The organism is Williamsia muralis NBRC 105860, assembly GCF_001598915.1.
GTDB lineage: Bacteria > Actinomycetota > Actinomycetes > Mycobacteriales > Mycobacteriaceae > Williamsia > Williamsia muralis.
Genome location: NZ_BDAP01000001.1, coordinates 1,091,130 through 1,116,237, shown reverse-complemented (window position 1 = coordinate 1,116,237; position 25,108 = coordinate 1,091,130). Strand labels below are relative to the sequence as shown.

Here is a 25,108-nt window from a genome sequence, read left to right as displayed (position 1 = left end):
CGTTCGAAATCGCTCTGCCGCAAACGCTATGGACGCGGCCGATTCCGCGGTATCGGGACTTCCCGCGTGGCGACTAAGCAATTCCTTACTTGCACCCCGGCCCCGGGCACCCGATGCTGAAGGCCTGCAAAGGAGGCGGATGTGCCCGAATTGACGGCAAGCGACTACGAGCGCCTGGTCAGGTCACTGCGGTACTGCGTCCTCGTTCACGACGCGGTGACGAAAGACATCCTGTGGGCCAACCCGGCGGCCGCCGAACTCCTCGAGTTCAGTGTGGAAGAACTGCGTCCCCTCAAGGCACCGGACATGAGTGCCCGCGAACGCCGGTACCGGCGGTCGGTCGGCCGCCAATGGCTGCAGGATGCCGCGGACAACGGTGTGGCGGTGACCGAATGGGCGTACCGGGCCAAGAGCGGCCGGGTCATCCTCACCGAGGCGATCGCCATTCGCGTCGAGCTGTCCGCCCGACCGGTGGTGATGGTCCAGTTCCGCGACATCGAACACGAAGCGCTGATGCGTAGCAACCTGGTGCGCACAGAGGCCGACCTCACCAGAACCGAGGCACGTCTGGCGGCCTTTTTACGGAGTATGAGCGAAGGCATTCTTGTCCTCGACGACGACGGCCTGATCACGTACGCCAGTGAGGCAGCGGCTGCGTTGCTCGACTCGTCGGTCGACGACCTGGTCGGCGCACAGTTCATCAACTTCTGCCGTCCAGGAGAATCCCGGCAGAGCGTGCAGGCTGCGCTCGGGCGCACAGCGCGCCACGGTGAGCCAGAGAGCATCCGCTACGAGCTGGCTCTGCCGAGTGGACGTGTGCGTTGGCATTCGGGTAGTTGCCAGCACATCGAGATCGAGAACGACCTGAGCGGTTCGCTGCTGCTGTGTCATGACGTGACCGAGCACGTCCTCACCGAGCAAGCGCATCGCCGTGACGCCCAGTACCTCAATCATCTGGCCCGGTACAACGCCATGGGCGACATGGCCATGGCCATCGCTCATGAACTCGCCCAGCCGCTCGCTGCCGCCACCAACTACCTGGCGGGTACACAGAGCCGCCTCGGCGACAGCCAGTCGGGGCAGGAAGACATCCACCGCGGGCTCGAACATGCACGCAGACAACTCGATCGGGCCAACAACATCGTGCGGAGCCTCCGGGAGTACGTCACCACTCTCGAGGAGTCACAGCAGCACACAGACCTCAACGACATCGTCGCGGAGTGTGCCTATTTCATCGACCTGCGCGCCCGGGAACGGGGGGTCATCGTGCAGTACGCACCTGCCGAAGACCCGGTCGAAGTGGTGTGCGAGCGGGTGCTGACCGGGCAGGTGGTGCTCAACCTGTGTTTCAACGCCATCGAGGAGATGGCGGAGTGGCCGGCGGAGCAACGATTGGTGTCGGTGGCGGTACGGCGGGAGCGAGACTTCGGCGTCTTCACCGTCACCGATCAAGGGAAAGGCTTGTCACACATGCCTTCCGGCCGCATTTTCGACGGCGCGTTCACCGACAAGTCGACCGGCCACGGCATCGGGCTGGCTCTGAGCCACCGGATCATCACCCGCCAGGGTGGAACCCTGTCGGCGCGCGAGAACTTCCCTCGCGGCGCCGTGTTCGAGTTCCATCTCCCCCTCGGCGACGATCCGGATCCGACTGGTCAGAACGCATAGCGGACAGTCAGCCACGGGGCGTGCGTCGCGATCAGCTCGACCATTGTGTGCACGGCGTAGGCTTTGACTGCGTTGCGATACCGCACGTTGATACCGCCCGACTGCGACCGCTTGGTCTGCTGGATGCCCGGAGTCTTGGCCGTCGACGGCGCGATCCAGTCAGCCGACCTCCCGTTGGGTCGCGCCGTCAGCGACTTCTTCATACCGAGGACAAGATCTTCGGTCTTGACCCTCACCCATCGATCGACGTTGCCCTCACTGCCGTGCAACGACGGGATCTGCCAGTGCGACTCGACGTCGATGATGTCGGCGTCGGGGAATCGCGCGAGCACCTGCTGGCCGCGCAGATCGGCTTGAGCCTCCGGCTCGGCCCAGATCCGGCGCACCTGCAGCAATGGCGAACGGGGGCGCGCCGACGACGAAGAGGTCACGGCCGACATCTATCCCGGGCCTCGGACAACCGGCCGCCGGACGACAGTCCCGTCGAGCGGACGCCACGGTCACTCGCCGAGGCCGTCACCCCAATCCATGTCCCCGGAGATGGCCGCCATGGTGCTCTGACCGTCGAGCGCCTCGCGGATGATGTCTGCATGGCCGCAGTGGTGAGCGGTCTCACGGAGCAGATGCAGCGCCATCTTGCGGACCGACCACCACTCCCGCTCGGGCTGCCAGGGTGCGGTCGGCTGAGGAATCAGGTCGTCGAGACTCTCCACCTCCGCGATCACACGGTCGTAGTCCGCGGCGGCCCGGTCGTACTCGTCCAGCCAATCCGAGAGTGTCTCGCCCTCATTGAGGGCGTACGCGTCCACAGCCGCGTCCATGTCGAACTCGGCGTTCTCGTCGCGCTCGCGGATGGTCGCGGCATGTTCGCGTTCGCCGCGGGCGAGGTGCTTGATCAAGCCGCCGATGGTGAGTCCACTGACCGTTGACCGCGTGCGGGACTGAGCGTCGGTGAGGCCGCGTGCGGTGACCTTCAGCAGCGCTCGCTGATCGGCGAGAAGCGTCAGGATGTCGGCTTTCTCGCCGGTGACGGGGACGCTGAGGGTGACGGAGGTGTATGTGCCGGCCATGGTGTGGTCCTTTCGGGGAGGAACTGAACGCCCATGACGTTATGACCGATTGCGGTCAGAAACGGTCCGCGATTGCCCGCAGTTCACCCACCGGTTTGCGGGCGGTCAGCACCCACCCACCCCTTTGCTCGCACGATGTCCCATTCGCCGTGATACTGGTAACTAGGGGCAAAACCCCTCTTGAAAACGCTACGGAAACCGGAGACGAAGCAAATTATGAACGCTAAGCAGCCCACCATCATCTACACACTGACGGACGAGGCGCCGATGCTTGCGACCCACGCATTCCTGCCGGTGGTCCGTGCTTTCGCCGGTGCGGCTGACATCAACGTCGAATCAACCGACATCTCCGTGGCGAGCCGCATCCTCGCCGAGTTCCCCGATTACCTGCCCGAAGATCAGCACATCCCGGACAACCTGGGCGAGCTGGGCCGGCTCACCCAACTGCCCGACACCAACATCATCAAGCTGCCCAACATCAGTGCCTCTGTGCCGCAGTTGCTCGCCGCGATCAAGGAGCTCAAGTCCAAGGGGTACAAACTCCCCGACTACCCGGGCAACCCGAAGACGGACGAAGAAAAAGAGATCTACGACCGCTACGTCAAGTGCCTCGGTAGTGCGGTCAATCCCGTCCTGCGCGAAGGCAATTCGGACCGGCGCGCACCCAAGGCAGTGAAAGAGTACGCGCGCAAGCACCCCCACAGCATGGGCGAGTGGTCGATGGCGTCACGCACCCACGTGGCACACATGCGCGAGGGCGATTTCTACCACGGCGAGAAGTCGATGACCGTCGACAGTGACCGCGAAGTCAAGATGGAACTGCTGACCGAGAGCGGCCAGACGCTTGTTCTCAAGCCCAAGGTGACGCTCAATGCCGGCGACGTGATCGACAGCATGTTCATGAGCAAGAAGGCCCTGATCCAGTTCTACGAAGAGCAGATGGAAGACGCCTACAAGACCGGCGTCATGTTCTCGCTCCACGTCAAGGCCACCATGATGCGGGTGTCACATCCCATCGTCTTCGGGCACGCGGTGCGGGTTTTCTACAAGGACGCGTTCGCCAAGCACGGCGAGCTGTTCGATGAGCTGGGTGTCAATGTCAACAACGGCTTGTCCGATCTGTACGACAAGATCGAGTCACTCCCGGCGTCGAAAAAAGAAGAGATCATCGACGACCTGCACAAGTGCCACGAGCACCGTCCCGAGCTGGCCATGGTCGATTCCGCCCGCGGCATCTCGAACTTCCATTCGCCGAGCGACGTGATCGTCGATGCCTCCATGCCTGCGATGATCCGGGCCGGCGGCAAGATGTACGGCGCCGATGGCCGCCCCAAGGACACCAAGGCCGTGAACCCCGAGTCCACCTTCTCCCGCATCTACCAGGAGATGGTGAACTTCTGTAAGACCAACGGCGCCTTCGACCCGGCGACGATGGGCACCGTCCCCAATGTCGGCCTGATGGCACAGAAGGCCGAGGAATACGGTTCACACGACAAGACCTTCGAGGTTCCCGAAGGCGGCGTCGCCAACATCACCGACCTCGCCACGGGCGAGGTGCTCTTGACCCAGAACGTGGAAGAAGGCGACATCTGGCGCCTCTGCATCGTCAAGGACGCGCCGATCCGCGACTGGGTGGCGCTGGCCGTTCGGCGTGCACGTGAGTCGGGGATGCCCGTGGTGTTCTGGCTCGATCCCTACCGTCCCCACGAGAACGAACTGATCACGAAGGTGAGGACGTACCTCGCCGACCACGACACCGAGGGACTCGACATCCAGATCATGTCGCAGGTGCGGGCCATCCGGTACACGATGGAACGGCTCGTCCGCGGTCTCGACACCATCTCCGCGACCGGCAACATCCTGCGCGACTACCTCACCGACCTGTTCCCGATTCTCGAGCTGGGTACGAGCGCAAAGATGCTCTCGATCGTGCCGCTGATGGCCGGAGGCGGACTGTACGAAACGGGCGCCGGTGGTTCGGCACCCAAGCACGTCAAGCAGCTGCTCGAAGAGAACCATCTGCGGTGGGATTCGCTCGGCGAGTACTTGGCGCTCGCCGTCAGCCTGGAGGACCTCGGCACCAAGACCGGCGACAAGCGGGCGACCATCCTGGCGAAAACACTCGATGCCGCAACCGGAAAGCTGCTGGAGAACAGCAAGGGGCCCTCGCGCAACACCGGCGAACTCGACAACCGGGGCAGCCAGTTCTATCTCGCGATGTACTGGGCGCAGGAGCTGGCCGACCAGACCGAGGACGAGGAACTGCGCAAGCACTTCGCACCGCTGGCCAAGTCGCTGGCCGAGAACGAAGACACCATCGTCAAGGAGTTCAACGAGGCCCAGGGGCAACCCGCTGACATCGGCGGGTACTACGCGCCCGACCCCGAACTCGCGACAGCCGTCATGCGGCCGAGCAAGACCTTCAACGAGGCCCTGGAGTCTGCCCAGAAGTGATGTGCCCGCAGCGCTGACGGACGAAAGCGTCTGAACAGCAACCTTTGTGACATGGACGGATCGTGGGAGACCTGAGGTTTCCCGTGATCCGTCCTTGTCGTTTCCGGGTGCCATCGATCCGCACCGGGTCTCGAACCGACACCCGTTATCGGACGCGCGCATTCCATGAATGGAAAATCGGCGCGTTCTATGGCAAAGTGACTGCCGTCACACCGGCTCCAAGAACGCGGGTCGCCGCCAGACACCGGAATCTGTCTGCGCCGATGTTCGTGCCCCGCGCTGGTGAATCGAAACCAAACCAAACCCGTGTGGGCGGCATCCGCCGCAGGCATGGAAGGAATGCCTTCGATGACCGAATTGACGCCGTTCTACGATGACGTGCAGTCCCACTACGATTTGTCCGACGAGTTCTTCGCGTTGTTCCTCGACCCCACCCGCACATACAGCTGCGCGTATTTCGAGCGCGACGACATGACACTCGAGGAAGCAGAGATCGCCAAAATCGATCTGGCACTGGGCAAATGCGACCTGGAGCCGGGTATGACTCTGCTCGACGTCGGCTGTGGGTGGGGATCGACCCTGCTCCACGCAGTAGAGAAGTACGACGTGAACGTCATCGGACTCACCCTGAGCCGCAATCAGCACCGGTATGCCAGCGAATTGCTGGAGAACCGGTCTGCCACCAATCGCAGTGCAGAGGTGCGATTGCAGGGCTGGGAGGATTTCGACCAACCGGTCGACCGGATCGTGTCGATCGGCGCATTCGAGCACTTCCGGCGTGAACGCTATGACGCATTCTTCGACCGTTGCACCACGCTCCTGCCCGACGACGGCCGGATGTTGCTGCACACCATCGTCGGCTTCAACCGTCACCAGATCCGGGACAAGGGCCTGCCGATCAACCGGGAGATCATGGAGTTCGGGAAGTTCATCCAGTTCGAGATCTTCCCCGGTGGCCAACTGCCCGAACCGCAGTGGGTGGTGGACGGCGCGAATCGTGCCGGCTTCAACGTCGAGCGCGTCCATCCGCTGCAGTTGCATTACGCGCGCACGCTCGATTGCTGGGCGGAGGCGTTGCAGAAGCGGCGCGACGAGGCGATCGAGGTCGCCTCGGAGGACACCTACAACACCTACGTGAAGTACTTGACCGGTTGTGCCGATTACTTCCGTAAGGGGTACATCGACATCATGCAGTTCAGTCTGGCCAAGCCGACCGCCCGGCCACTTCCGGCGAAGTTCTCACAGGGCTGAGGAACAGTGCCCTACTTGGACAAAGACGGCGAGGTGTCGGTTCTCCATTTCGGCGGGCACGACTCCCCCGATCCTCAGAACCGTTTCAATCCGGACTGGCTCAAGACCGCTCATGCTCTGCTCGACGAGGTGGAAGCCGAGGCCGGGCCGCGCGCTCTGGTGACAACCGGCCACGGCAAGTACTACTCCACCGGCGCGGATTTGAGCTGGGGCGCGCAAAATCCGCACCAGATCGACTGGTGTCTGAGTGAGATCCAGGCTCTGCTCGCGCGCCTCCTGGCGTTTCCGATGCCGACGGTGGCAGCGATGCAAGGTCACGCTTTCGGCGCAGGTGCGTTCCTCGCCATCGCCCACGACCACTCGGTGATGCGGGCCGACCGCGGTTATCTCTGTTTCCCCGGCATCACCCTGGGTGCAGCCTATGCACCCGGGGTGCTGGCGCTGACCGCTGCGCGTCTGCCTGCACGTGCCGGACATGAAGCACTGATGACAGGCCGGCGATACGGCGGAGAAGAGGCACTTCGGTTGGGGCTTGTCGACGAGGTCGCGGAAGAGGCCGACGTGCTGACCGCCGCGGTCGAGTGGGCTCGCTCCAACGCCAACACCCGGTCTGAGGTACTCGGTGACATCAAACGTGGTCTGCATCCAGAGGTGTTCGAAGCACTGAAGCAGCCGGTCAGCGGGTACAACCAGTAGCGCGACAAGCGGCGGTCGCTGCCGATTACGTTCTTGTGCAGGACAACCCGGGTTCACCGTGACGTTGTAGGGTGCCCCCGTCTGGGTAGCCGAGTACAGGGGCGGGCGGTGGCGAGAGCCGATGACAGCGACTGATCAGGACGGCCGCCCGACAACGGTGCAGCAGTACATCGACGAGGTGCCGGCCTGGCGCGACGGCACGCCGGCCACCGCCGGGGCGATGACCTCGATGCAGAAGCGCATCTGGCTGTTGGCGTCGGCAGGCAAGTTCTTCGAGGGAATGATCGTCTTCATGGTCGGGGTGGCGCTGCCGCTGATCACCGCCGAGTTCGACCTCACCTCCGCCCAGGCCGGATTGACAACGGCCGCACCACTGCTCGGCATCATGATCGGCGCGAGCGCCCTCGGCGGCCTGTCCGACCGATGGGGACGCCGCCAGATGTTCCTCGCCGAGATGGCGTTGTTCACGGTTTTCCTCGTGGGCGTCACCGTCAGCCCGGGGTACGGCAGCCTCGTCGTGTGCCTTATCGGTATGGGTCTGGCGCTGGGCTGCGATTACCCCACCGCGCACACCATGATCTCGGAGACGATGCCGACCAGCGTGCGCGGCCGAGGGGTGTTGGCGGCGTTCGGTTTCCAAGCCGTCGGAGCGCTGGCGGGCACTCTGGTCGGCGTGCTCATTCTCGGCAATCGAGACGAGCTCTCCGACTGGCGCTGGATGTTCGCCGTCGTGGTCATCCCATCGCTGCTGGTGATGGTCGGGCGTGTGTTCATCGTGCAGAGCCCGCACTGGCTGCTCCACATCGGTCGAGTCGAGGAGGCCGAAGCCGAGCTCCAGCGCCTACTTGCGCGGGAGCCGGTGTATCCGGCCACGGTGACGTTGGACCGACGCGATCCAGCCACCGCAGCACCCTCCGGCGCCGGCGTCGGAATGCTGCTGCGCGCACCGTGGCGCCGGTCGACCATTCTCGCGAGTGTTCCCTGGTTTCTCCAAGACCTCGGCACCTACGGCATCGGTATCTTCACACCTACCGTCATCGCCGCGACTGTGGGCACGGCCACCGCGAACGAGTCAACCGTCACCGCCGTCGTCGACAACGACCTCCAGGGCACCGAAGGTGCCGTGATGATCGACGCCTTCTTGCTGATCGGCATCGTCCTCGCTGTCATCCTGGTGGACAGGTTCGGCCGAATCCGACTGCAGGTCTTCGGCTTCCTCGGCTGCGCAGTCGGTCTCGTCATCGCGGCCCTGTCAACGGTCATGACGGGAACCCTGCAGATCGTCCTGGTCTTCGCCGGCTTCATGTTGTTCAACTTGATGACCAATCTCGGCCCGAACTCGATGACATACCTGTTGGCAGGCGAGGTGTTCCCCACCCACCTGCGGGGTACCGGTGCAGGAATGGCGGCCTCGGTGGCAAAGGTGGGCGCCGTCCTCACCGCTTTCCTCTTCCCGATCCTTCTCGAAGAATGGGGCACGGCCGTCATCGTCCTGATCCTGGCGGGCACCTCACTGCTCGGCGCCCTGATCACCTGGAGATTCCGGGTCGAGACGACGGGGATCAGTCTGGAGCAGGTCGACCGGATGCACGACCCCTCGCCGCCTTCCGGGTCGCCCAGCCTTCCGCTGACCAGCAATCGCAGCTAGCGCCGCCTGGGTTCGAAGGCATTCGGGAATCGATCTCGCAAGGCTTTGATCTGGCGCTGAACGTCGTACAACTCGCGGCGCTTGGCGTGCTGCACGGCCACCGGCACCGCCGCCCGGCCCGACAGCTCGGCCTCGAGTTGGTCCGCCCACTGCTCGAGCTGGTCTGCGAAGTACCGCGCTTGCTCTTCGCTGGGACTGACGCTATCGGACACTGACGGCATGGTCGTAGATCCTAAGCGCTATGCAGTCGCTGATTACAAATCCTTTGAAGAGCCTCGTGCACCTCGGGGGCCAAACCACCGAGACCGGCGCCGAGCGCATCGGACAACCGTTCGAAGTAAGCATCCACGGTGAGCCCGAACTCGACAAAGATGTCCTCGGCCGAGCCTCCCCCGAACGGGTACCACCGCTCTGCGAACTCGAGCAAACGCGCATGATCGGCTGGCGCGATACGTGATGTCATTTCTCAAGTCTGTACCGCAAGCGGGGAATTCGCGGCATGGAGCGGAGATTCCGGTGCGCCGGAGAGCGTCAGACGAACAGTGCGTGAATGTTCGGCGAACTGCCAACGTGAGCGATTGATTCGTTGAGTGCCGGCAGCCACGAGCGGTCGCCGTGAAGCCACTGATCCACTCAGCGGCGTGCGGCGGCGTTCACAGTCGTCAGAACCGAATGAAGCCGCTCGAGTGTGTCCAGGTCGACGCCGAGAGCCTCGACGACCGCATCGGGAATGAGAAGTGCTTTCTCGCGGACTCGGAGACCTTGTGCGGTGAGGTCGATGACGGCCAATCGCTCGTCTGCCGGATCGCGGCGGCGGGTCAGGTACCCGGTTGTCTCCAGCCTCTTCAGGAGCGGCGAGAGCGTGGCCGAGTCGAGTTGCAGGGCAGTGCCGATCTCTTTGACCGAGCGCGGCGATTGCTCCCACAGCGCGAGCATCACGAGATATTGCGGGTGGGTCAGGTTGAGCGGTTCGAGCAATGGCCGGTAGACAGCCAGCACCGAGCGGTTGGCGACGGCCAGCGCAAAGCAGACCTGCCGTTCGAGAGCCAGGGGATCAACATGGCCTTCTTCTTGCTTCGAAATTGTGCTCACGGAACTCTTCCTCGATCGAACAGGCAGTACCGCTTCCAGCGGCTGGTGACCCGGATTGACACCCAATCTACTGCATAGCACGCGATTCAATCGCGTCTTATTCACTGGCCACTCAACGTTGTGACCTCTGTCATCATGACTGGCCCCTGCCCCACCACCGGCGTAGCGTCCTATTAGATAGTGCACGATGTATTTCTGTGCGCACCAGTGGCGAGTCCGGTTCAGCGCGATCGAACTCACAGCCCGGCGCCGTCCCACCTGGGGACGCCGGAGACCTTAGAAGTGGAGCGAGCGTGACATCCGAGGCAGATCGACCGGCCTTCTTCGAGTACGTGAAGTACTGCTACGGAGCCAAATTGCCCGACAGCATGAGTGCGTGGGTCGCCAACGACCAGGCGGGCCCCGGCGCCACCCGGCGGATGATCATTCGCTGGGCGATACCCTGCATCCTCCTGCTCGCGCCAATGCTCTTCGTGCACGCGTCGATCTACGTCCGATTGAACATGACGGTCCCCATCTTCTTGCCGTACGTCATGTTCTCGATCGCCCTGAACCGCGTATACCGCCGTCACCGGCTGGCCCAGCACGGGTTGGATCCCGACCTGGTCAACGCGATCGCCCGAAAGCGCGACGCCCATCTCTACGAAGCGTACGAACAGAAATACCGGGGCAAGTAGAGCACTCGAGTCCCGGACCGCTTCACCCCACTGGTTCACAATCGTCGATTCGGGTACTCGGCACCCATGCCTGCTGACGCTCCTGACAACTCCGAGTACGAACCACAGAACCCCGAACCGAACAACACCGCGGGACTCGAAGCCGGGGGCAGCGTCACCCCCGGTGACACCCCGCCCGCCGAAACGGGTGTTGGTGGCCCGAATCATGAACCGCCTCAGCGTGGCCGCACCGGGCCGATCATCGCCATCGGCGTGATCTCGTTCATCGTGCTCCTCATCGCCATCGGTCTTATCGCTCGTGTCGTAGGCCTGTTCTGATGTCGGCGTCCGACAAGAAGCAAACAGCGCCCCACCACTGTCGATCGCTACCCTCGAGTGATGGCTGAAACACCGCATCCCCCAGTGGACACGAAAGCCGCGATCGCCGGCCTCGAGAGCACTTTCGCCGACCAGCTGACCGCACTCACCGTTCCATGGCAGGGCGCTCCCGCACCCGACCCCAACCTGCTCGTGCTGAACGAGCAACTCGCCGAGTCACTGCATCTCGACGCCGAAACGCTGCGCACCGCCGAAGGAGTCGCCGTCCTGTCCGGGACGTCAGCGCCACCCGGGGCAAAGCCCGTCGCGATGGCGTACGCCGGCCACCAGTTCGGGGGATACACGCCGCTGCTCGGCGACGGTCGGGCACTGCTCCTCGGCGAACTGAAGACCGATGACGGTCGCCGTATCGACCTGCACCTCAAGGGTTCAGGACGCACCCCGTTCTCCCGCGGCGGAGACGGCTTCGCGGTGGTCGGGCCAATGCTGCGCGAATACCTCGTCAGCGAGGCCATGCACGCCCTCGGAATCCCCACGACCCGCTCGCTGTCGGTGGTCGCCACCGGACAAGCCGTTCGCCGAAACGGTCTCGAGCCGGGAGCCGTGCTCGCGCGCATTGCGTCCAGCCACCTGCGAGTGGGCACCTTCGAGTTCGCGGTTCGACAGGGCCAGATCCTGCAGCCACTCGCCGACTACGCGATCGCCCGCCATTACCCGGCAGTGGCCGATCTGCCCGCGCAAGGTCCAGACAGTCGATATCTGGCATTCTTCGATGCGGTGGTGGATGCGCAGGCCTCACTGGTTGCGCAGTGGATGCTCGCAGGCTTTGTGCACGGCGTGATGAACACGGACAACACGACGATCTCGGGCGAGACCATCGACTACGGCCCCTGCGCCTTCCTCGACGCATTCGACCCGAATGCGGTTTTCAGTTCCATCGACCGCGGTGGCCGGTACGCGTTCGGCAACCAACCCGCCGTTTTGAAGTGGAACCTGGCTCGCCTCGCAGAAACCCTGCTGACACTGATCGACTCTGAACCCGACACCGCCATTGCCGCGGTGACCGAAGTGCTGAACACTTTTGATGCGCGCTACGCGAGTCACTACTCGGCGGGCATGGCGGCAAAACTCGGCTTGGCCGGCGCGGTCGTCGAACAAGAGTTGACCGACGACCTACTCGCGCTGTTAACCGATCACGGCGTCGATTGGACGAGCACCTTCCGCGCCCTCGCCGACGAACTCCGCGGCGACTCTGCCGCTCTGGACGATCTGTTGTCTCGTGAGCGCACCGCCTCGTGGTTGCAACGATGGCGCGGCGCTCTGGCGGATGCGGGAGTGGCGCTGCCGGAAGCCGCAGATGCGATGGACCGCGTGAACCCGATCTACATTCCGCGTAATCACCACCTCGACGCCGCGTTGCGCGCCGCCACGGAGGGCGATCTCGGTCCCTTCGAGACGTTGCTGGAAGTGGTCACGCATCCGTTCGAGCGTCGCGACGAGTGGTCTGAATACAGCGGGCCCGCCCCGCTGGTGTTCAGCGAGAACTTTCAGACGTTCTGCGGCACTTGAAGACAGGTGCCATTCACGCTTCCCTGCCCTCACGCACCACGGCTTTGAGGATCTCCTCGGTACGGCCGCGCGACGTATCCGCCGGACTGACGGTGTCGGGCCATGAATCGGTCTCGGACAATGCCCACTCCGACCACTCGATGATGTGGGCGTAGTGCCCGACCATGTAGCGGTTGGCCAAGGTCAGCAGATGGCGGCGTTCAGGATGTGAACCCCGATCCGGTTCCAGCATCCGTTCGGCGTTGGAGATGAACAGCTTTCGGGCCGCCTCGGCCTGATCACGCATGTTGCGCAGGTTCGCCCGCAGATCCTCGATCGAACCCTGTTCTGCGAAGCACACGCGGATCATTCCCTCGAACACCAACGCGGGCGGCTGCGACTGGGTGGCCAGCCATTCGGTGAGCGCAGCACGACCCTGCGGCGTGATCGAGTAGATCGTCCGGTTGCGGCGCTTGCCCGCCGGTTCGGTTCGCGCTGTGACCAGGCCGCGTTCGAGGAGTCGCTTCGGTGCGTTGTAGCGCTGCCTGTCTGCTCGCGGCCACAGTGCGGAGACCCCTCGTCCGACCTGCTCGGCGATTTCGTAGGCCGATCTGTCCTTGGCCGTCAGTAGACCCAAGATCACATACGACGTCGTGTTGAGGTCGCCCTGGGCCACTGATCTCCTTCCCGCGGAGCGTCGTGTTTCGATACGGCCGCGAGAGCCAATCCTACCGAGACGCTGCTGCGAGCCGCCGCGACCGCCGGCTGCTAGCCGCCGCTTGTGTCCTCCGCCGCATCGTCGATGTCTTCGCCGGTGTCGGTGGCTGGGCCCGCGTAGATCAGGGGAACCAGGGACTTGGCAACCATCGCCGCAGGCGGGAACCCTTCTGCGGTCGGAGCGAGATTGCCCCACACCACGATGGTGACGTCGTTCACCGGGTCGTAGCCCATGAAGGAGTTGTAGCCGGGCATCTCGCCGATGTGTCCGTACATCGGTCCCATCTTGGCGATCCCGTAGCCATAGCTACTCCCCGATGGGTCCTCGGGATCAGACGGTTGCACGCTGTCCATCCGCAGCTTCTGGGTCTTCTCGTCGAGCAGATCACCCTTGCCGATCGCCTTGACCCAGGTGGCCAGGTCGTTGGCGGTTGAAATGCCCTGCCCCGCAGCCCAAGTCCACGACGGGTTGTCATTGGTTGTGGTCCGTGGGGTGACGGTGCCGGATTCGATGGCCGCCAGTTTCTCTGGCGAGAGCGACTCCTTGCCCTCACCCAGCGTCTCGACGTTCCCGCTGTACGAATAGCCGTTCACGTAAGTCGCCGGGATGGAGGTATCCGTGCTGGCAGGGAATGAGGTACCCGTCATCCCCAGCTCGGTGAAGAAGCGGTCCTGGAAGATCTGTCCGAGGGGTTTCCCGTCGAGTTGCTCGGCGATGAGACCCAGGAGCACCGTGTTGGTGTTGCTGTAGTTGTACTCGGCACCGGGCGGCGCCAAGGGCGGGTTGGCGAACGCCAGAGCCAGCAATTGTTCTGGAGTCCAAACCTTTTCGGGCTCTGTGTCCAGCGCCGTGTTCAACTCCAGCGTGGCCGTGTAGTTGTAGAGCCCGCTGCGCATGTCGAGTAGCTGCCCGATCGTGATGTTCTGCCCATTGGGGACATCGGGACGGTATTTGCTGACCGGGTCGTCCACGGAGATCTTGCCCTCTTGGACCATCTGCATGATGGCCGTGCCGGTCCACGTCTTGGTGTTGGAACCTATGCGCACCTTGGTATCTGGGGTCGGAGCTTCGGTGGAGCCGATTCCGAGGGTGCCCCACGACTTCGTGTAGTCGCCCTCGGGCGTCCGGACCAGCACCATCATGCCGATCTCGCGGAACTCGGTCGCCATCTCGTCGACCACCTTGTCCATCGCGGCAGGGTCGAGAGGCACCAGCGCACCACCCGGCGCAGCACTGTTCGATGACGACGTCGACGAACTACTCGAGTCCGACGAGCACGCGGTGGCGACAAGAGCCGCTGTGAGCATCACGGCGACGGCCGCTGCCTTACGGTTCCGGTGCCGCCGACCTACGCGGATTGATGTTGACGGTGATGACATGTGCTCTCCCCTGGTGTCGCGGCCGCGGCGACCCGTCGAAACCCGATACGGCACGTGCCGATCCACCCCGAGGTGGACGCTTCGCGCCAATGTATCGACCATACTTCCATCAAATGCAACTTGCACGGTGTAATTTGCAGTAATTACCACCCATGTCGGGAGTGGGTGTCGAGTCGGACCCAGGAAGTGGTGCGCCACCATGCCATCAGTCGAATCACAAACCAAGACGTATCGCGCAAGGACGACGCTGGCTGCATTCACCGTCGGTGGACTGCTCTTCGCCGCCGCGTGCTCAGGCGACTCGTCGGGATCCGACGAGAAGTCGCCCGGTGGGCAAGGTCAGGCGCTGCCCGCCGCCGCGACGGCGATCATGGAGACCGAACCGTACAAGGCTGCGCGGTGGTCATATCTGGTGGTGGACCCGGAGACCGACGAGGTCATCTACAGCAATCTGGCCGACGAGTTCATGTTCATGGCCTCGCAGACAAAGCACTTCACCGTCGGGACGGTCTACCAGGATCTCGGCGTCGACCGGCGACTGACCACTCCTGTCTACGCAACGGCAGCTCCTGTGGGCGGAACGCTCAGTGGGAATCTCGTCCTGGTGGGCTCCGGCGATCTGGCGCTCGGCGGGCGCAATGCACCCGACGGCAGGTTCGACTTCGCCACCGACGGCATCGACCACGTGTACGCCGATGCCATCCCGGGTGCCGTACTGGCACCCGGCGATCCGCTCGCCGGACTCGATGACCTCGCCGCCCAGGTTGTCGCATCCGGGGTCACCCGCATCGACGGAGACGTACTCGTCGACCCACGGTTGTGGGAGCGATACACAACGGTCGAAGGGGTGGTTCCGTCGATCTACGTCAACGACAACCTGGTCGACATCCAAGCCACACCAGGGCAGCCCGGACAGCCGGCGACCATCCAGATGCTGCCTGGCAACGGGCTTTTCAGACTCGACTCGCAAGTCACCACGGGCGCGGCCGACAGTGACTCCACCATGACGGTCAGCGCGGACGAGCTCGATCCCACCCTCATGCGGGTGACCGGTTCGGTACCCGCGGGCAAGTCGACTCTCACGGTCTTCCGCATCACCGACGCTCCGACCTGGGCGCGTCAGCTGTTCGTCGAAGCCCTGCAGCGCAAGGGCGTAACGGTCTCATCGACTGCCAAGGTGAACGATCAGGCCGCACTCCCGGCCGAGAACAGCTATCGAGACGATTTGCGCCTCGCGAAACTCGAATCCGTACCGCTCCAAGAGATGGGCTCGATGATCCTGGCCACCAGTTACAACACGGGCGCAAACGATTTCCTCTGTCTGCTGGCGGTCGAGGCGGGGTCCCAGGATTGTTCGGACGGCCTGCCCGCGATCCGGGAGCTCGCCACCGAGGCCGGCATCTCGCCGTCCGACTTCGTCATCGTCGACGGGCAGGGCAGCGACCCGTCGTCGGCCACGCCCACCGCGATCACACAGTGGTTCCAGTGGGTGGACGGACGACCTTGGGCCGACACCTTCTGGGCGGGACAGCCCATCCTTGGTGAGCGCGGGTCGCTCAGCGGGGTGGGGGTCGACAGTCCCGCCAAGGGAATGGTCGTCGGCAAGACGGGAACCTCCGCCGACGCCGAGCCCGTCACGGGACGCTTGGTGATGACGGTCCAGGGGCTGTCGGGCTATCTCGAAGTCGCTGACGGCCGTCGATTGCTCTTCGTCGTGGGGGTCAGCAACGCGGTGTTCCCCGATCTGCCCCGCGGGATCTTCCAGGTGGGTGACGACGTGGGTATGGTCGCGGCTGCATTCCAGCAGGCCCAGAGCAAGTGATGCGCACGACCGCCCCTCACCGCTTCCTGGCACACGCACGCCCCACTGCACGCGAGATCGTCAACTAGGCTTCTCACAACAGTTCGGCAGGCCTGCTGACAGCGGAGAAACGTGCCCCATGATGGACCGGAGTGAAGATTCGACGTCAGGCATTGCCGCAGTTCCCATCGTCTGCCTCTACCAGCCGATCATCGACCTGCGCACTGGCGAGACAACGGGGTACGAGGCACTCGCACGGTGGCCGAGCCGACCAGACCTGAGCCCGGGCGAAGTGTTCGGTTCAGCACGAGACGACGGCACACTCGCCGCCCTGGATCGTGGCGCGCAGCAAGCCGCGTTGCATGGCGCGTGTGAGGCGGGACTACCCGGCGCGTACACCCTTTTCATCAACGTCGAAGCCGACACATCGTCGAGTCTGTCGATGACCGCCGACGTGCTCGCTCCAGAAGGTGATGCGGGGCCCGGCCGCGTGGTCATCGAGATCACCGAGCGCGCGTTGCTTGTCGACCCCGGTCGTGTTCTGGAAATCGCCGAGGAAGCCAGGGCGCTGGGGTGGGGGGTGGCCCTCGACGACGTCGGCTCCAATCCGGACTGCCTCACCATGCTGAATTTCGTGGCACCGGAGATCATCAAGATCGATGGCCCACTCACCCGGACTCGCCGCCCGACCCCGGTCCACACCGCAACCCTGGCCGCCATTGCCGCGTACATCGAAGCCACCCCCGCCACGGAGCTGATCGCGGAGGGAATCGAAACCGAGGCCGACCTCGAACAAGCTCTGGCGCTCGGCGCGACCCATGGCCAAGGTTGGCTGTTCGGACGCCCCGCACCCCTGCCCGACGTCTTTTCAGCTGTGTCGAACAGGATGCTCCCGCTCACCGATGTGCGCAACGCGCCGCTGAGCCCGCCGTCGGAGGCGCTGAAGACGATGAGTCCGCGCATCGGCCGCAAGAGCCTGCTCATCACGCTGTCCCGCCACCTCGAGGACATGGCCTCGACACTGCGGGCCCCGGTCACGGTCCTGGCCACTTTCCAAGACGCTGAAAGTTTCGGACCCGTTGTCGCAGAACGATTTTCCGCCCTGGCGGCCACACACCCCCATGCTTTTGTGGCGGCCTTCGGTGTCGACATGCCGACTCACCCGGTAGCAGGGGTGGTCGGAGTCCCCCTCAGCGCGGACGACAATCTGGTCAGCGAGTGGACGATCACGGTCACGGGCGCGCACTACTTCGGAGCGCTCATCGCCCGCGACCTCGGCGACCCTCCCGACGACCCGGACCGCCGGTACGAGTACACGCTCACCCACGACCGTTCCATTGTGACCACCGCTGCCCGAGCACTCATGCGACGGATACACCATCGCAATGATCCTGCTTCACAACATGATTCCTGAAATCGATCGTGCGGCGGCGATGCTCCGTCAGTCGACGTAGGCCTTCGGAACCCGCCACGTTCGACCGAATTCCCGGTCGAACGACGCCGGGTGAAAAGGACTCTCCCCACCGGCGGGGTAGTTAGTCATCTCGCCGAACACCACTCGCCCGCCGACGACGTACAGGTCGACCCGGACGAAATCGGTGGAGGTGGCCAGTTTCTCGGCCACGATGATCATCTCGTCCAAACACTCCGGTGCCGCCTGGGGATGCTCAGCGGGCGGAGGACCACCACTCAGCGGCAAGAGGGTCCAAGGCCTTCGGTAGAAGTTCTGGGTTCTCCTGCCGAAGCGGCATGTGTCTACCTGAATGAACTCGCATCTGCCGTGGAAGACGAAGAACTTGTAGTCGTGCGGTATGTCGCCGAGGTCATTCGTCAGAAGTTCTTCGACGATGATCCGCCGAGGGACGTGGCCGTACGCCCACTCCCGGTTCGGGCCCTGCCCGTACAACTGCTGTAGCCAGTAGCGTGCGATCGCCGTCAATTGGCGCCGGTCCGCGTGCTCGGGGCGGACATGACTGTAGGACCAGCACGCCTCTACGCCGGGCAGGCGGGCGCCTGGATCGGCAGTGTCGGAGACCACCACGACAGCCCCGCTCCCGTGGGACGGCTTCACGACATACTGTCGCGGCAAGGCTTCGGTGAGAAGCCGCTCCGGATCGTCGATGATCGCGTACACCGCAGGGAGATAGCCCGTGCCCACGGTGGTCCCGACAAGGTCTCGCACAGCGACCTTGTCAGCAAACGTCACCACGAGACTGCGATGGTCCCGCAACATCTTGTATCGAACTTTCTCGGTGAACGTTTCGGGTTTCCGCGTCTGCTTGAGTCGCCACCACCGCACCAGCCTGCTGCGTTCGCGCCACCGCGCGTGTCTCATACCCGGTCCTCAGCCGGCCACGGAACACAGCCGTGCCGGTGGGTGCACATACTTCCTCATCGGGGTAGAAGCTACACACGTCGTCCGGCCGGGTCAGCGGCGGCGGAACACACCGCGAAGCCCGCGGTGGTGTTCGTTTCGCCGCAGGGTTTCGGATTCGTCTTCGAGGTCGGCATGGCTGATCACGCGCGCAACAACGATTGCAACACCGATCGATACGACCACCCAGACGACGGCTCCGACGCCGATCCACCACCACACCCGGGGAAGTATGTCGTACCGAGAATTTGCCCGGACAGACAATGGTCATAGTGATCTTTACGGTCAGCACGCGACGGTCAGCCCATCGTGGTTCGCCTTCTGCGCAGCCAGAAGCGCACAATGGGGTTCTACGGCAGACATCCCCTTCGGTGTCGCAGTGAACAAGGGAACCCCACATGGGCACCAGCAGTGAGCTCAATGGCGTACTCAGCGAGCGACACGTCATCGCAATCGCCGTCGGGATGCTGATGCAACGATGCAAGCTCAGACGCATCGATGCCACGCGGCGACTGACGCAGGTCGCAACCGTGTCCAAGGTGTCGTTGTTCGATGCCGCGTCGGTATTGATCGACACCCACCCGAGACCACTGCGGCCCGAATACAACTGACACGAGAGTTTCGACTGTCGAAACCACGGCGGCGATCGCCCTACAGATGCGAGACAAGTTGTCCGGCATCTGAGTCCAGGCAGGTTGCCCGCGCAAGAATCCGGCGGGGGTGGTTGAGTTGGCATCCGACCCGAGGGAGTGTGGCCATGGCCGAAGACGACCGGCGCGCGCAGTCGGCGTCGCACTACACGCGGATCACACCTTCTCTCGGCCTGACTTCCGTGCTTGCCCTCGCCGCGCAGGTGACCAGGTGTCCGATCGCTTTGATCAACGTGGTCGACGGAACGCATCAGCACACCGTCGCTGCTCACGGATTCGACACCGGAATCGTTGTTCCACTGAGCACGTCCGCGTGCGCCGGGGTGATAAGGCGGGGTGCGCCGGTGACCATTCTCGACTCCGCCAGTCCGGACGCAGATGAAGAAGTCGCAGATCCGTTGCGCCGCGCCGGTTTTCGTGCGTACGCAGGCATCCCCCTGCTCGGTCGCGAAGACCTGCCGGTGGCCACACTGTGCGTCCTCGACACCGAGCCGCACACGGCACAAGGATTCGATCTGGTGGCGCTGCAACATTGCGCGGTCCTGGCAGGTGAACTCCTCGACGCGGCACGCTCGCAGAACAGTCGCATAGCGATCGGCGCCGGGGCGCCCCGCAGCCACGGTGATGCCGAACTCGGCATCGGCGAGGTGTCCGCGGCGATCGACAACGGCCAGATCGTGCCGTGGTACATGCCGATCGTCGACCTGCAGACCGGCGAGCTCACGGCCGTCGAAGCACTGGCGCGGTGGATGCACCCCGCGCGCGGGGTGCTGGCCGCCGACTCCTTCATACCGCTGGTCGAGAACACCGATCTCATCATCGAATTCGACCTGACCATGTTGGCCCGGGCGGTTGCCGACCTGCAGCGGTGGCGCAGCGAACGCATCGATGCCGACCACATCGGGGTCGCGGTCAACTTCTCCGCCCACCACTTCTATCGTCCCGACTGCGCCGACCGGATCGACAAGGTGACCACAGCGGCCGGCGTGGCCCCTTCGTCAGTCACCCTCGAGATCACCGAATCGGTTGCCGTACCCACCACCGCGCTCATCGATGCCCACGTCATAGACGATCTCCGGGAGCGCGGCTACATCGTCGTGTTCGACGACATCGGCGGTCCCTGGCTGCCCGCCGAACACTTGCTCGCGATCGGCGTCAACGGCCTCAAGGCCGACCGTAGCGTCGGGTCGTCGCTGCACACACCGACCGGACGCGCGATCGCCCGCGCCTTGACCGCACTCACCGCCGAGCTGGGCCAATTCCTGGTCATCGAAGGCATCGAGACCGCTGAACAGGCACACCAGGCACGCATCGTCGGGGCCCGCTACGGGCAGGGCTATCACTGGTCCGCCGCGCAGCCCGCCGACGCATTCCCGATGCTCTCGAGTGCGCGGCCATAGGCGGCAGAACAGTCAAGGTCAGGGAATCAGCTCGACTCAGAATGCAAAAAGTCCGACCCTCGGAGAGGATCGGACTTCGTGGACTGCGATAACGGTGGCCAGAGTCGGGATCGAACCGACGACCTTCCGCTTTTCAGGCGGACGCTCGTACCAACTGAGCTACCTGGCCGGACGGCACCCGAACCGAATGCCAATCGAACTTGGTGTTGCGATCTCCGGCGAACCGGAGATGTAAAGCGACCCTGACGGGACTCGAACCCGCGACCTCCGCCGTGACAGGGCGGCGCGCTAACCAACTGCGCCACAGGGCCTTGCATGCTTGCCAGTGTCATCTGGCTCGCGTACCCCCTACGGGATTCGAACCCGCGCTACCGCCTTGAAAGGGCGGCGTCCTAGGCCGCTAGACGAAGGGGGCCGGTGTTCTCCGTAAGGGAGCTGAATCAGCTTAGGACACGGGCGCAGAAAATCCCAAATCAGCAGGTCAGCCCGCATTATTTGAACAGTTTGCCACTCCCGGTCGACGACGCACCGCATCGATCACCACGCCCGTGTTCAAACACGTGCTCGGCGACCGAACGCGTGCGGCAGCACACCGACCGACCGCGTGCCCCGACTACACGACCCCACGCCGCCGTCTTGTAAACTTCGTTGCGCCCTGAAATGGGCACGCCCCTTTAGCTCAGTTGGTAGAGCTACGGACTTTTAATCCGCAGGTCCTCGGTTCGAGCCCGAGAGGGGGCACCACGAACACCCAGGTCGAAGCGCTACGGCGTTTCCGGCCTAGTCGCTTCAGCCCCGTCACCCCGGTTTCGCCCCGGTCCACCGCGCGCCGGGGCGGGGTTGTCGGGGCCAAATGGCATGATCCATTGGTGGTCGAATCAGGAGATGCTGGCGAGGGCGCGACAGAGCCGCCGAAGCCAAACCCGCCAGCGTCGCCGAAGCCAACACCAAAGTCGCCAGCGTCACCTCCAGCGCCGGTGGCTGAGAGGTCAGCGGCTAAAACTCCCCACCACCTTTACCGCTGGTGGCCTGCCTACGCGCTTGCAGGGCTAGTAACCCTTCTGGTTTCAAGCCTCTCAGGGGCGCTAATCGATGGCGATGGCGCCTTTGGCACGTTTTGCGTGGTGGCGGCAGTACCGTTGCTTGCGATCGCAATCGGTGGCGTCACGACTCACCTGTACCACCGATTGAGCGCGGAAAAAACGCTAGAGCTACGGGTCCGGAGCGCCACCTACACGACTCTCAACCTCAGCAATGGGGTGCAATACGCCGACGAGAAGATTCAGGAAGCCGCCCTCGCCCTGGGTTCAGAAAACATCGGCGATGCGATCGTTCGAATGGGTCAGGCCAAGACCGCTACGGAACTAACTCTGATGACCGCTCAGCAGGCCACCCGCGAGTGGGAACTTCTATCCATTGACGGCTTCACAACGGCTCAAACGAACTTTTCCGATGACGAACGGGCGTTCGCGGACCGGCCGAAGATCGTTCTCGGTACCAACCCGCAGACGGTCACGCGTGACGGGGAAACAAAGCCTTCTACTGACAGCGGCCAAGAACGAGGGAAAAATGGCGAACTTTCTAACTAACCCTGAGCAGATAGCCGGACAGGTGGCCGCCGTCGAGGACGAGCACACCATCGTCATCAATCGCGGTTCTAACTCGGGCGTGCGGCCTGGAATGATATTTGCGCTATACAACGAGGCAGGCGAGGAAAACTCCATCGAGGACCCGGAGACGGGCGCATCACTAGGTCCGATTCCTCAGGAGAAGCTTCGTGTGAAGGTGTTCGATGTGTTCCCGAGGTTCTCCCGGGCCCAGACTTTCAGAACCAACTCACCTTTCAGCTCGCTCAGTTTCACCATCTTCGCCAGAGACCGCATCGAGACCGAGCGCGGTTCAGCGGGCGAGAAGCGTGGTCGCCAGGAGGCCATAACTGTGAACATCGGCGACCTTGCGAAGCATGTCGATACAGACAGGGACTTCTAGTGGATAGGCGCTATCAGGTCTTTGTCAGCTCGACGTACGTCGATCTGATCGAGGAACGTCGCCAGGTGACCCAAGCGATACTTGAACTCGACTGCATCCCGGCCGGCATGGAACTATTCGTCGCAGCCGACGAGACCCAATGGGAGCTGATTCGAGATGTCATTGACCTCTCCGACTACTACGTCCTGATAGTCGGAGGCCGGTACGGCAGCCGAACGAAGGATGGCATCAGCTTTACCGAACAAGAGTTCAACTACGCTCTCCAACAGGGCAAACATGTGCTCGCGTTCGTCCACGGGAATACTGATGACATTGCGCAGGGGAAGACGGACAAAGATGATGAGTCCCGGGAGCTGCTGGCGAAGTTTCGTTCTCGCGTGATGCAAGACCGAGTCGTCGCAGACTTCCTCACCGCGGACGAGCTGGGTTCGAAAGTATCTCGCGCTCTCAATCGAGCTATACGCACGAGACCCGGCATCGGCTGGATACGTGGCGACTCCGCTGCGGGCGACGAAGCTGAACGCGAGATACTCAGATTGCGAGCAGAGCTGGCCGAAGCGCGGGAGCAGTCACAAAGCCTCCGCATCGAAAACTCGACCGGCTTAGATGAAGCGTCGCTGGCTCACGGCTCTGACGAGATCGAGCTCCAAATCGCAGTACGTTCACGCCTCACGGGTCAGTCGAGCGCAGACCCGATAACCACCGTCACCTGGGACGACATTATCCAGGCGATCGGCCCCGCTCTAATTGATGAGGCAACAGAGGACGAGGTGAAGGAGAAGCTCAAACTCTGCGCGTACCACGGCAGAATGAGCGAGAGTGACATAGAAGCTGTCAACAAAGTGCCAAATAAGCGGCTGTATGCATCCGAGGATGAGTTTGAAAAGGTCGTGGTCCATCTTCGGTTCTTGGGAATGATTGAGAGTGGAACTAAAAGACGCGCAGTGAGCGACGCCAACAAGTATCTGCGCTTGACGCCCACCGGTCAGGCCTACTTAGCCGACCTCATGACTGTCAAGAAGCCCAGCCCTGTTGCTGGGGGTTCAGGAAAGGTCGGTGATCCCGAGGACTCACCGCCTATCGCCCAAACAGACTCACCACATTCGACGGAGCCGACTGATCCCGCTGCGCCGGAAGCGCCAGCTCAGGACGCGTAAGCGGCGCTTTCTTCCCGCCTTCCACCTCCGAAATGTAGTCGGCGTACACGTTCAGCGTGGTCACGAATGACGCATGTCCCAGCCACTTCGAGACCTGCATGTAGTGCTCGCCCGCACTCAGGCTTAGGACCGCGAACGTATGCCGCAGGTCGTGCCAGCGGGCTTGAGGAACGCCCACGGCCGCCAGGGCGGGTGTGTAGTAATGGTCCGAGACGTTGTCGGTATTGATCGGCTCCGACCACTTCACGGTCGCTGTCGGGTCATTCGCGTTCACCCCTGCCGCCTTCGCCTCGGCGCGTGACATCCTGCCTGGAAACAACGGCGCAGCCGGGTCGAGTCGGCGGGGATGGCTTGCACGGTACGCGCGCAGATCATCGGCCAGCCAGCCATCTATCGGCACCACCCGCGTAGAACGGGCCGACTTAGGCGTGCCCACTTCCCAGCCGCCCCTACGCCGCGTCTTGGTACGCGTCACCGATACCGAGCCGGGAGCGCCCGACCGCTCCGGCAAGTCGAGGTCGCCTAGTTCCAAGCCTCGTAGCTCCCCTGCTCGGACGCCGGTATAAGCACTGAAAGTGACGGCTAGGGCGTCGATAGGACGGCCCATCTTCTCGGCCATGTGGCCCGCGACTGCGGCAACCTGCGCGCCGGTCAACGGCGACGCCTTGAACACGCGGGGCTCGCCTGTCGTCGGGTCCGTCGTCCGAACAGTCGCGGCCTGCCGGGGCAATGGCACGGAGTGAACCGGGTTCGCGTGAAGTGCCCCATCCACCACCGCGACATCCAGGATTCGCCGCAGAACGTCGTAGGCGTGCTTGGCCGTCGAACGGGACAGCGTCACCAACTCAGTCGCCTTACTCGGGTCAACCTCCGCCCGGTTCACTGAACGCGTGTCATAGCTGCGGCGCGGTCTCGGCGACAACAGGTCGGCGCGGAAGTGTCGAACGTCCGCCGCCGTCAAGCTAGCAACCGCTCTGCCGCCGAACGGTTCTGCGATGTAGCGCAGGTACACCGACTCCGTCTCTCGGACTGTTCTCGGTTTGACTGTCCCTCGTATGGACTCGATGAACTCTCGCGCATAGTGGCCGACTGGTAGGTCACCTGCCTTGCGCTGATCCGCGAGCGTGGCCGTGCCTGTGGACGTACGCCTTGCCGCGTTCAGCTGGTCGCGCCGTTCTTCTGCCGCTTCGCGAGTGCTGTAACTCTCTTGCCGTGAGC

At 63.4% G+C, this 25,108-nt stretch carries 25 protein-coding genes and 4 tRNA genes; 16 read left to right on the top strand and 13 right to left on the bottom strand.

The window, feature by feature from the left end; translation table 11 throughout:
- The first annotated feature begins 141 nt into the window (after positions 1–141).
- The gene (locus WIMU1_RS05405; RefSeq protein WP_062795408.1) at positions 142–1,668 is read left to right on the top strand and encodes a PAS domain-containing sensor histidine kinase; all 1,527 of its coding nucleotides are present in this window, start codon (positions 142–144) and stop codon (positions 1,666–1,668) included.
- Here WIMU1_RS05405 and WIMU1_RS05400 read toward each other — a convergent pair.
- Together WIMU1_RS05400 and WIMU1_RS05395 are read right to left on the bottom strand one after the other, a co-directional pair.
- Positions 1,656–2,099: a hypothetical protein gene (locus tag WIMU1_RS05400; RefSeq protein WP_211339029.1), complete on the bottom strand. Its 444-nt coding sequence runs from the start codon at positions 2,097–2,099 to the stop codon at positions 1,656–1,658. The genes WIMU1_RS05405 and WIMU1_RS05400 overlap by 13 nt on opposite strands.
- Positions 2,100–2,168: 69 nt before the next feature.
- The gene (locus WIMU1_RS05395) at positions 2,169–2,738 is read right to left on the bottom strand and encodes a DinB family protein (protein ID WP_062795406.1); all 570 of its coding nucleotides are present in this window, start codon (positions 2,736–2,738) and stop codon (positions 2,169–2,171) included.
- A gap of 216 nt (positions 2,739–2,954) precedes the next feature.
- On the opposite strand from WIMU1_RS05395, the gene WIMU1_RS05390 reads away from it, so the two are divergent.
- The 4 genes from WIMU1_RS05390 (at position 2,955) to WIMU1_RS05375 (ending at position 8,787) form a co-directional block, all read left to right on the top strand.
- Positions 2,955–5,192 carry an NADP-dependent isocitrate dehydrogenase gene (locus WIMU1_RS05390; protein WP_062795405.1) on the top strand — a complete coding sequence of 746 codons (2,238 nt, stop codon included), beginning with the start codon at positions 2,955–2,957 and terminating at the stop codon, positions 5,190–5,192.
- A 348-nt stretch (positions 5,193–5,540) separates the two neighbouring features.
- A complete protein-coding gene (locus WIMU1_RS05385) occupies positions 5,541–6,443 on the top strand; it encodes a cyclopropane mycolic acid synthase family methyltransferase (RefSeq protein ID WP_120803031.1) in 903 nt (300 codons plus the stop codon).
- A gap of 6 nt (positions 6,444–6,449) precedes the next feature.
- Positions 6,450–7,139 carry an enoyl-CoA hydratase/isomerase family protein gene (locus WIMU1_RS05380; protein ID WP_062795404.1) on the top strand — a complete coding sequence of 230 codons (690 nt, stop codon included), beginning with the start codon at positions 6,450–6,452 and terminating at the stop codon, positions 7,137–7,139.
- Between the two features lie 121 nt (positions 7,140–7,260).
- The gene (locus tag WIMU1_RS05375) at positions 7,261–8,787 is read left to right on the top strand and encodes an MFS transporter (protein ID WP_062795403.1); all 1,527 of its coding nucleotides are present in this window, start codon (positions 7,261–7,263) and stop codon (positions 8,785–8,787) included.
- On the opposite strand, the gene WIMU1_RS05370 is transcribed toward WIMU1_RS05375, so the two are convergent.
- The 3 genes from WIMU1_RS05370 to WIMU1_RS05360 form a co-directional block, all read right to left on the bottom strand.
- Positions 8,784–8,999, bottom strand: coding sequence for a hypothetical protein (locus WIMU1_RS05370; protein WP_062795402.1), 216 nt, complete (start codon positions 8,997–8,999; stop codon positions 8,784–8,786). The genes WIMU1_RS05375 and WIMU1_RS05370 overlap by 4 nt on opposite strands.
- Before the next feature lie 20 nt (positions 9,000–9,019).
- Positions 9,020–9,250 (bottom strand): hypothetical protein, encoded by a 231-nt coding sequence (locus tag WIMU1_RS25745; RefSeq protein ID WP_084248002.1) that lies wholly within the window; start codon positions 9,248–9,250, stop codon positions 9,020–9,022.
- Between the two features lie 170 nt (positions 9,251–9,420).
- Entirely contained in the window at positions 9,421–9,879 is a 459-nt protein-coding gene (locus WIMU1_RS05360; RefSeq protein ID WP_062795400.1) for a MarR family winged helix-turn-helix transcriptional regulator, read from the bottom strand.
- Between the two features lie 293 nt (positions 9,880–10,172).
- Between WIMU1_RS05360 and WIMU1_RS05355 the strand changes: the two genes are divergently transcribed.
- The 3 genes from WIMU1_RS05355 (at position 10,173) to WIMU1_RS05345 (ending at position 12,443) form a co-directional block, all read left to right on the top strand.
- On the top strand, positions 10,173–10,556 hold the full coding sequence (locus WIMU1_RS05355; RefSeq protein WP_062795399.1) for a DUF5313 domain-containing protein: 384 nt from the start codon (positions 10,173–10,175) through the stop codon (positions 10,554–10,556).
- A 66-nt stretch (positions 10,557–10,622) separates the two neighbouring features.
- Complete coding sequence (locus WIMU1_RS05350; protein ID WP_062795398.1) at positions 10,623–10,874, top strand: DUF6480 family protein; 252 nt, start codon at positions 10,623–10,625, stop codon at positions 10,872–10,874.
- A 60-nt stretch (positions 10,875–10,934) separates the two neighbouring features.
- Complete coding sequence (locus tag WIMU1_RS05345) at positions 10,935–12,443, top strand: protein adenylyltransferase SelO (RefSeq protein ID WP_062795397.1); 1,509 nt, start codon at positions 10,935–10,937, stop codon at positions 12,441–12,443.
- Between the two features lie 13 nt (positions 12,444–12,456).
- Here WIMU1_RS05345 and WIMU1_RS05340 read toward each other — a convergent pair whose 3' ends face one another.
- Both WIMU1_RS05340 and WIMU1_RS05335 read right to left on the bottom strand, forming a co-directional pair.
- Positions 12,457–13,098: a PadR family transcriptional regulator gene (locus WIMU1_RS05340; protein ID WP_062795396.1), complete on the bottom strand. Its 642-nt coding sequence runs from the start codon at positions 13,096–13,098 to the stop codon at positions 12,457–12,459.
- Positions 13,099–13,190: 92 nt separating this feature from the next.
- Entirely contained in the window at positions 13,191–14,519 is a 1,329-nt protein-coding gene (locus WIMU1_RS05335; RefSeq protein ID WP_062795395.1) for a serine hydrolase domain-containing protein, read from the bottom strand.
- Between the two features lie 199 nt (positions 14,520–14,718).
- Between WIMU1_RS05335 and dacB the strand changes: the two genes are divergently transcribed.
- On the top strand, positions 14,719–16,341 hold the full coding sequence (dacB, locus tag WIMU1_RS05330; protein WP_062795394.1) for a D-alanyl-D-alanine carboxypeptidase/D-alanyl-D-alanine endopeptidase: 1,623 nt from the start codon (positions 14,719–14,721) through the stop codon (positions 16,339–16,341).
- 118 nt (positions 16,342–16,459) lie between these two features.
- On the top strand, positions 16,460–17,734 hold the full coding sequence (locus WIMU1_RS05325; protein WP_084248001.1) for a sensor domain-containing phosphodiesterase: 1,275 nt from the start codon (positions 16,460–16,462) through the stop codon (positions 17,732–17,734).
- Positions 17,735–17,761: 27 nt separating this feature from the next.
- Here WIMU1_RS05325 and WIMU1_RS05320 read toward each other — a convergent pair whose 3' ends face one another.
- Together WIMU1_RS05320 and WIMU1_RS26110 are read right to left on the bottom strand one after the other, a co-directional pair.
- Positions 17,762–18,655, bottom strand: coding sequence for an ATP-grasp fold amidoligase family protein (locus WIMU1_RS05320; RefSeq protein WP_084248000.1), 894 nt, complete (start codon positions 18,653–18,655; stop codon positions 17,762–17,764).
- A gap of 93 nt (positions 18,656–18,748) precedes the next feature.
- The gene (locus tag WIMU1_RS26110; RefSeq protein WP_157366785.1) at positions 18,749–18,916 is read right to left on the bottom strand and encodes a hypothetical protein; all 168 of its coding nucleotides are present in this window, start codon (positions 18,914–18,916) and stop codon (positions 18,749–18,751) included.
- Between the two features lie 176 nt (positions 18,917–19,092).
- On the opposite strand from WIMU1_RS26110, the gene WIMU1_RS26105 reads away from it, so the two are divergent.
- Positions 19,093–19,305, top strand: coding sequence for an ANTAR domain-containing protein (locus tag WIMU1_RS26105; RefSeq protein ID WP_062795392.1), 213 nt, complete (start codon positions 19,093–19,095; stop codon positions 19,303–19,305).
- 146 nt (positions 19,306–19,451) lie between these two features.
- Positions 19,452–20,744 (top strand): sensor domain-containing phosphodiesterase, encoded by a 1,293-nt coding sequence (locus WIMU1_RS05310; protein ID WP_062795391.1) that lies wholly within the window; start codon positions 19,452–19,454, stop codon positions 20,742–20,744.
- 95 nt (positions 20,745–20,839) lie between these two features.
- Here WIMU1_RS05310 and WIMU1_RS05305 read toward each other — a convergent pair.
- The 3 genes from WIMU1_RS05305 to WIMU1_RS05295 all read right to left on the bottom strand — a co-directional run bounded on the left by WIMU1_RS05305 (position 20,840) and on the right by WIMU1_RS05295 (position 21,159).
- Positions 20,840–20,913 (bottom strand) — tRNA-Phe (locus tag WIMU1_RS05305).
- A gap of 68 nt (positions 20,914–20,981) precedes the next feature.
- Positions 20,982–21,055, bottom strand: a tRNA-Asp gene (locus WIMU1_RS05300).
- Positions 21,056–21,086: 31 nt separating this feature from the next.
- Positions 21,087–21,159, bottom strand: a tRNA-Glu gene (locus WIMU1_RS05295).
- A 253-nt stretch (positions 21,160–21,412) separates the two neighbouring features.
- On the opposite strand from WIMU1_RS05295, the gene WIMU1_RS05290 reads away from it, so the two are divergent.
- From WIMU1_RS05290 to WIMU1_RS05275, 4 genes are all read left to right on the top strand, one after another.
- Positions 21,413–21,488, top strand: a tRNA-Lys gene (locus tag WIMU1_RS05290).
- 380 nt (positions 21,489–21,868) lie between these two features.
- Positions 21,869–22,333 (top strand): hypothetical protein, encoded by a 465-nt coding sequence (locus WIMU1_RS05285; protein ID WP_120802823.1) that lies wholly within the window; start codon positions 21,869–21,871, stop codon positions 22,331–22,333.
- Positions 22,314–22,733, top strand: a complete 420-nt coding sequence (locus WIMU1_RS26360) for a hypothetical protein (RefSeq protein ID WP_158599282.1) — start codon at positions 22,314–22,316, stop codon at positions 22,731–22,733. Before WIMU1_RS05285 ends, WIMU1_RS26360 begins: the two co-directional genes overlap by 20 nt.
- Complete coding sequence (locus WIMU1_RS05275; protein ID WP_062795388.1) at positions 22,733–23,890, top strand: DUF4062 domain-containing protein; 1,158 nt, start codon at positions 22,733–22,735, stop codon at positions 23,888–23,890. The genes WIMU1_RS26360 and WIMU1_RS05275 overlap by 1 nt, the downstream gene beginning before the upstream one ends.
- Here WIMU1_RS05275 and WIMU1_RS26355 read toward each other — a convergent pair.
- Positions 23,811–24,731: a tyrosine-type recombinase/integrase gene (locus WIMU1_RS26355; RefSeq protein ID WP_158599283.1), complete on the bottom strand. Its 921-nt coding sequence runs from the start codon at positions 24,729–24,731 to the stop codon at positions 23,811–23,813. The two genes, WIMU1_RS05275 and WIMU1_RS26355, sit on opposite strands and share 80 nt — an antisense overlap.
- Positions 24,732–25,108: the final 377 nt, after the last annotated feature.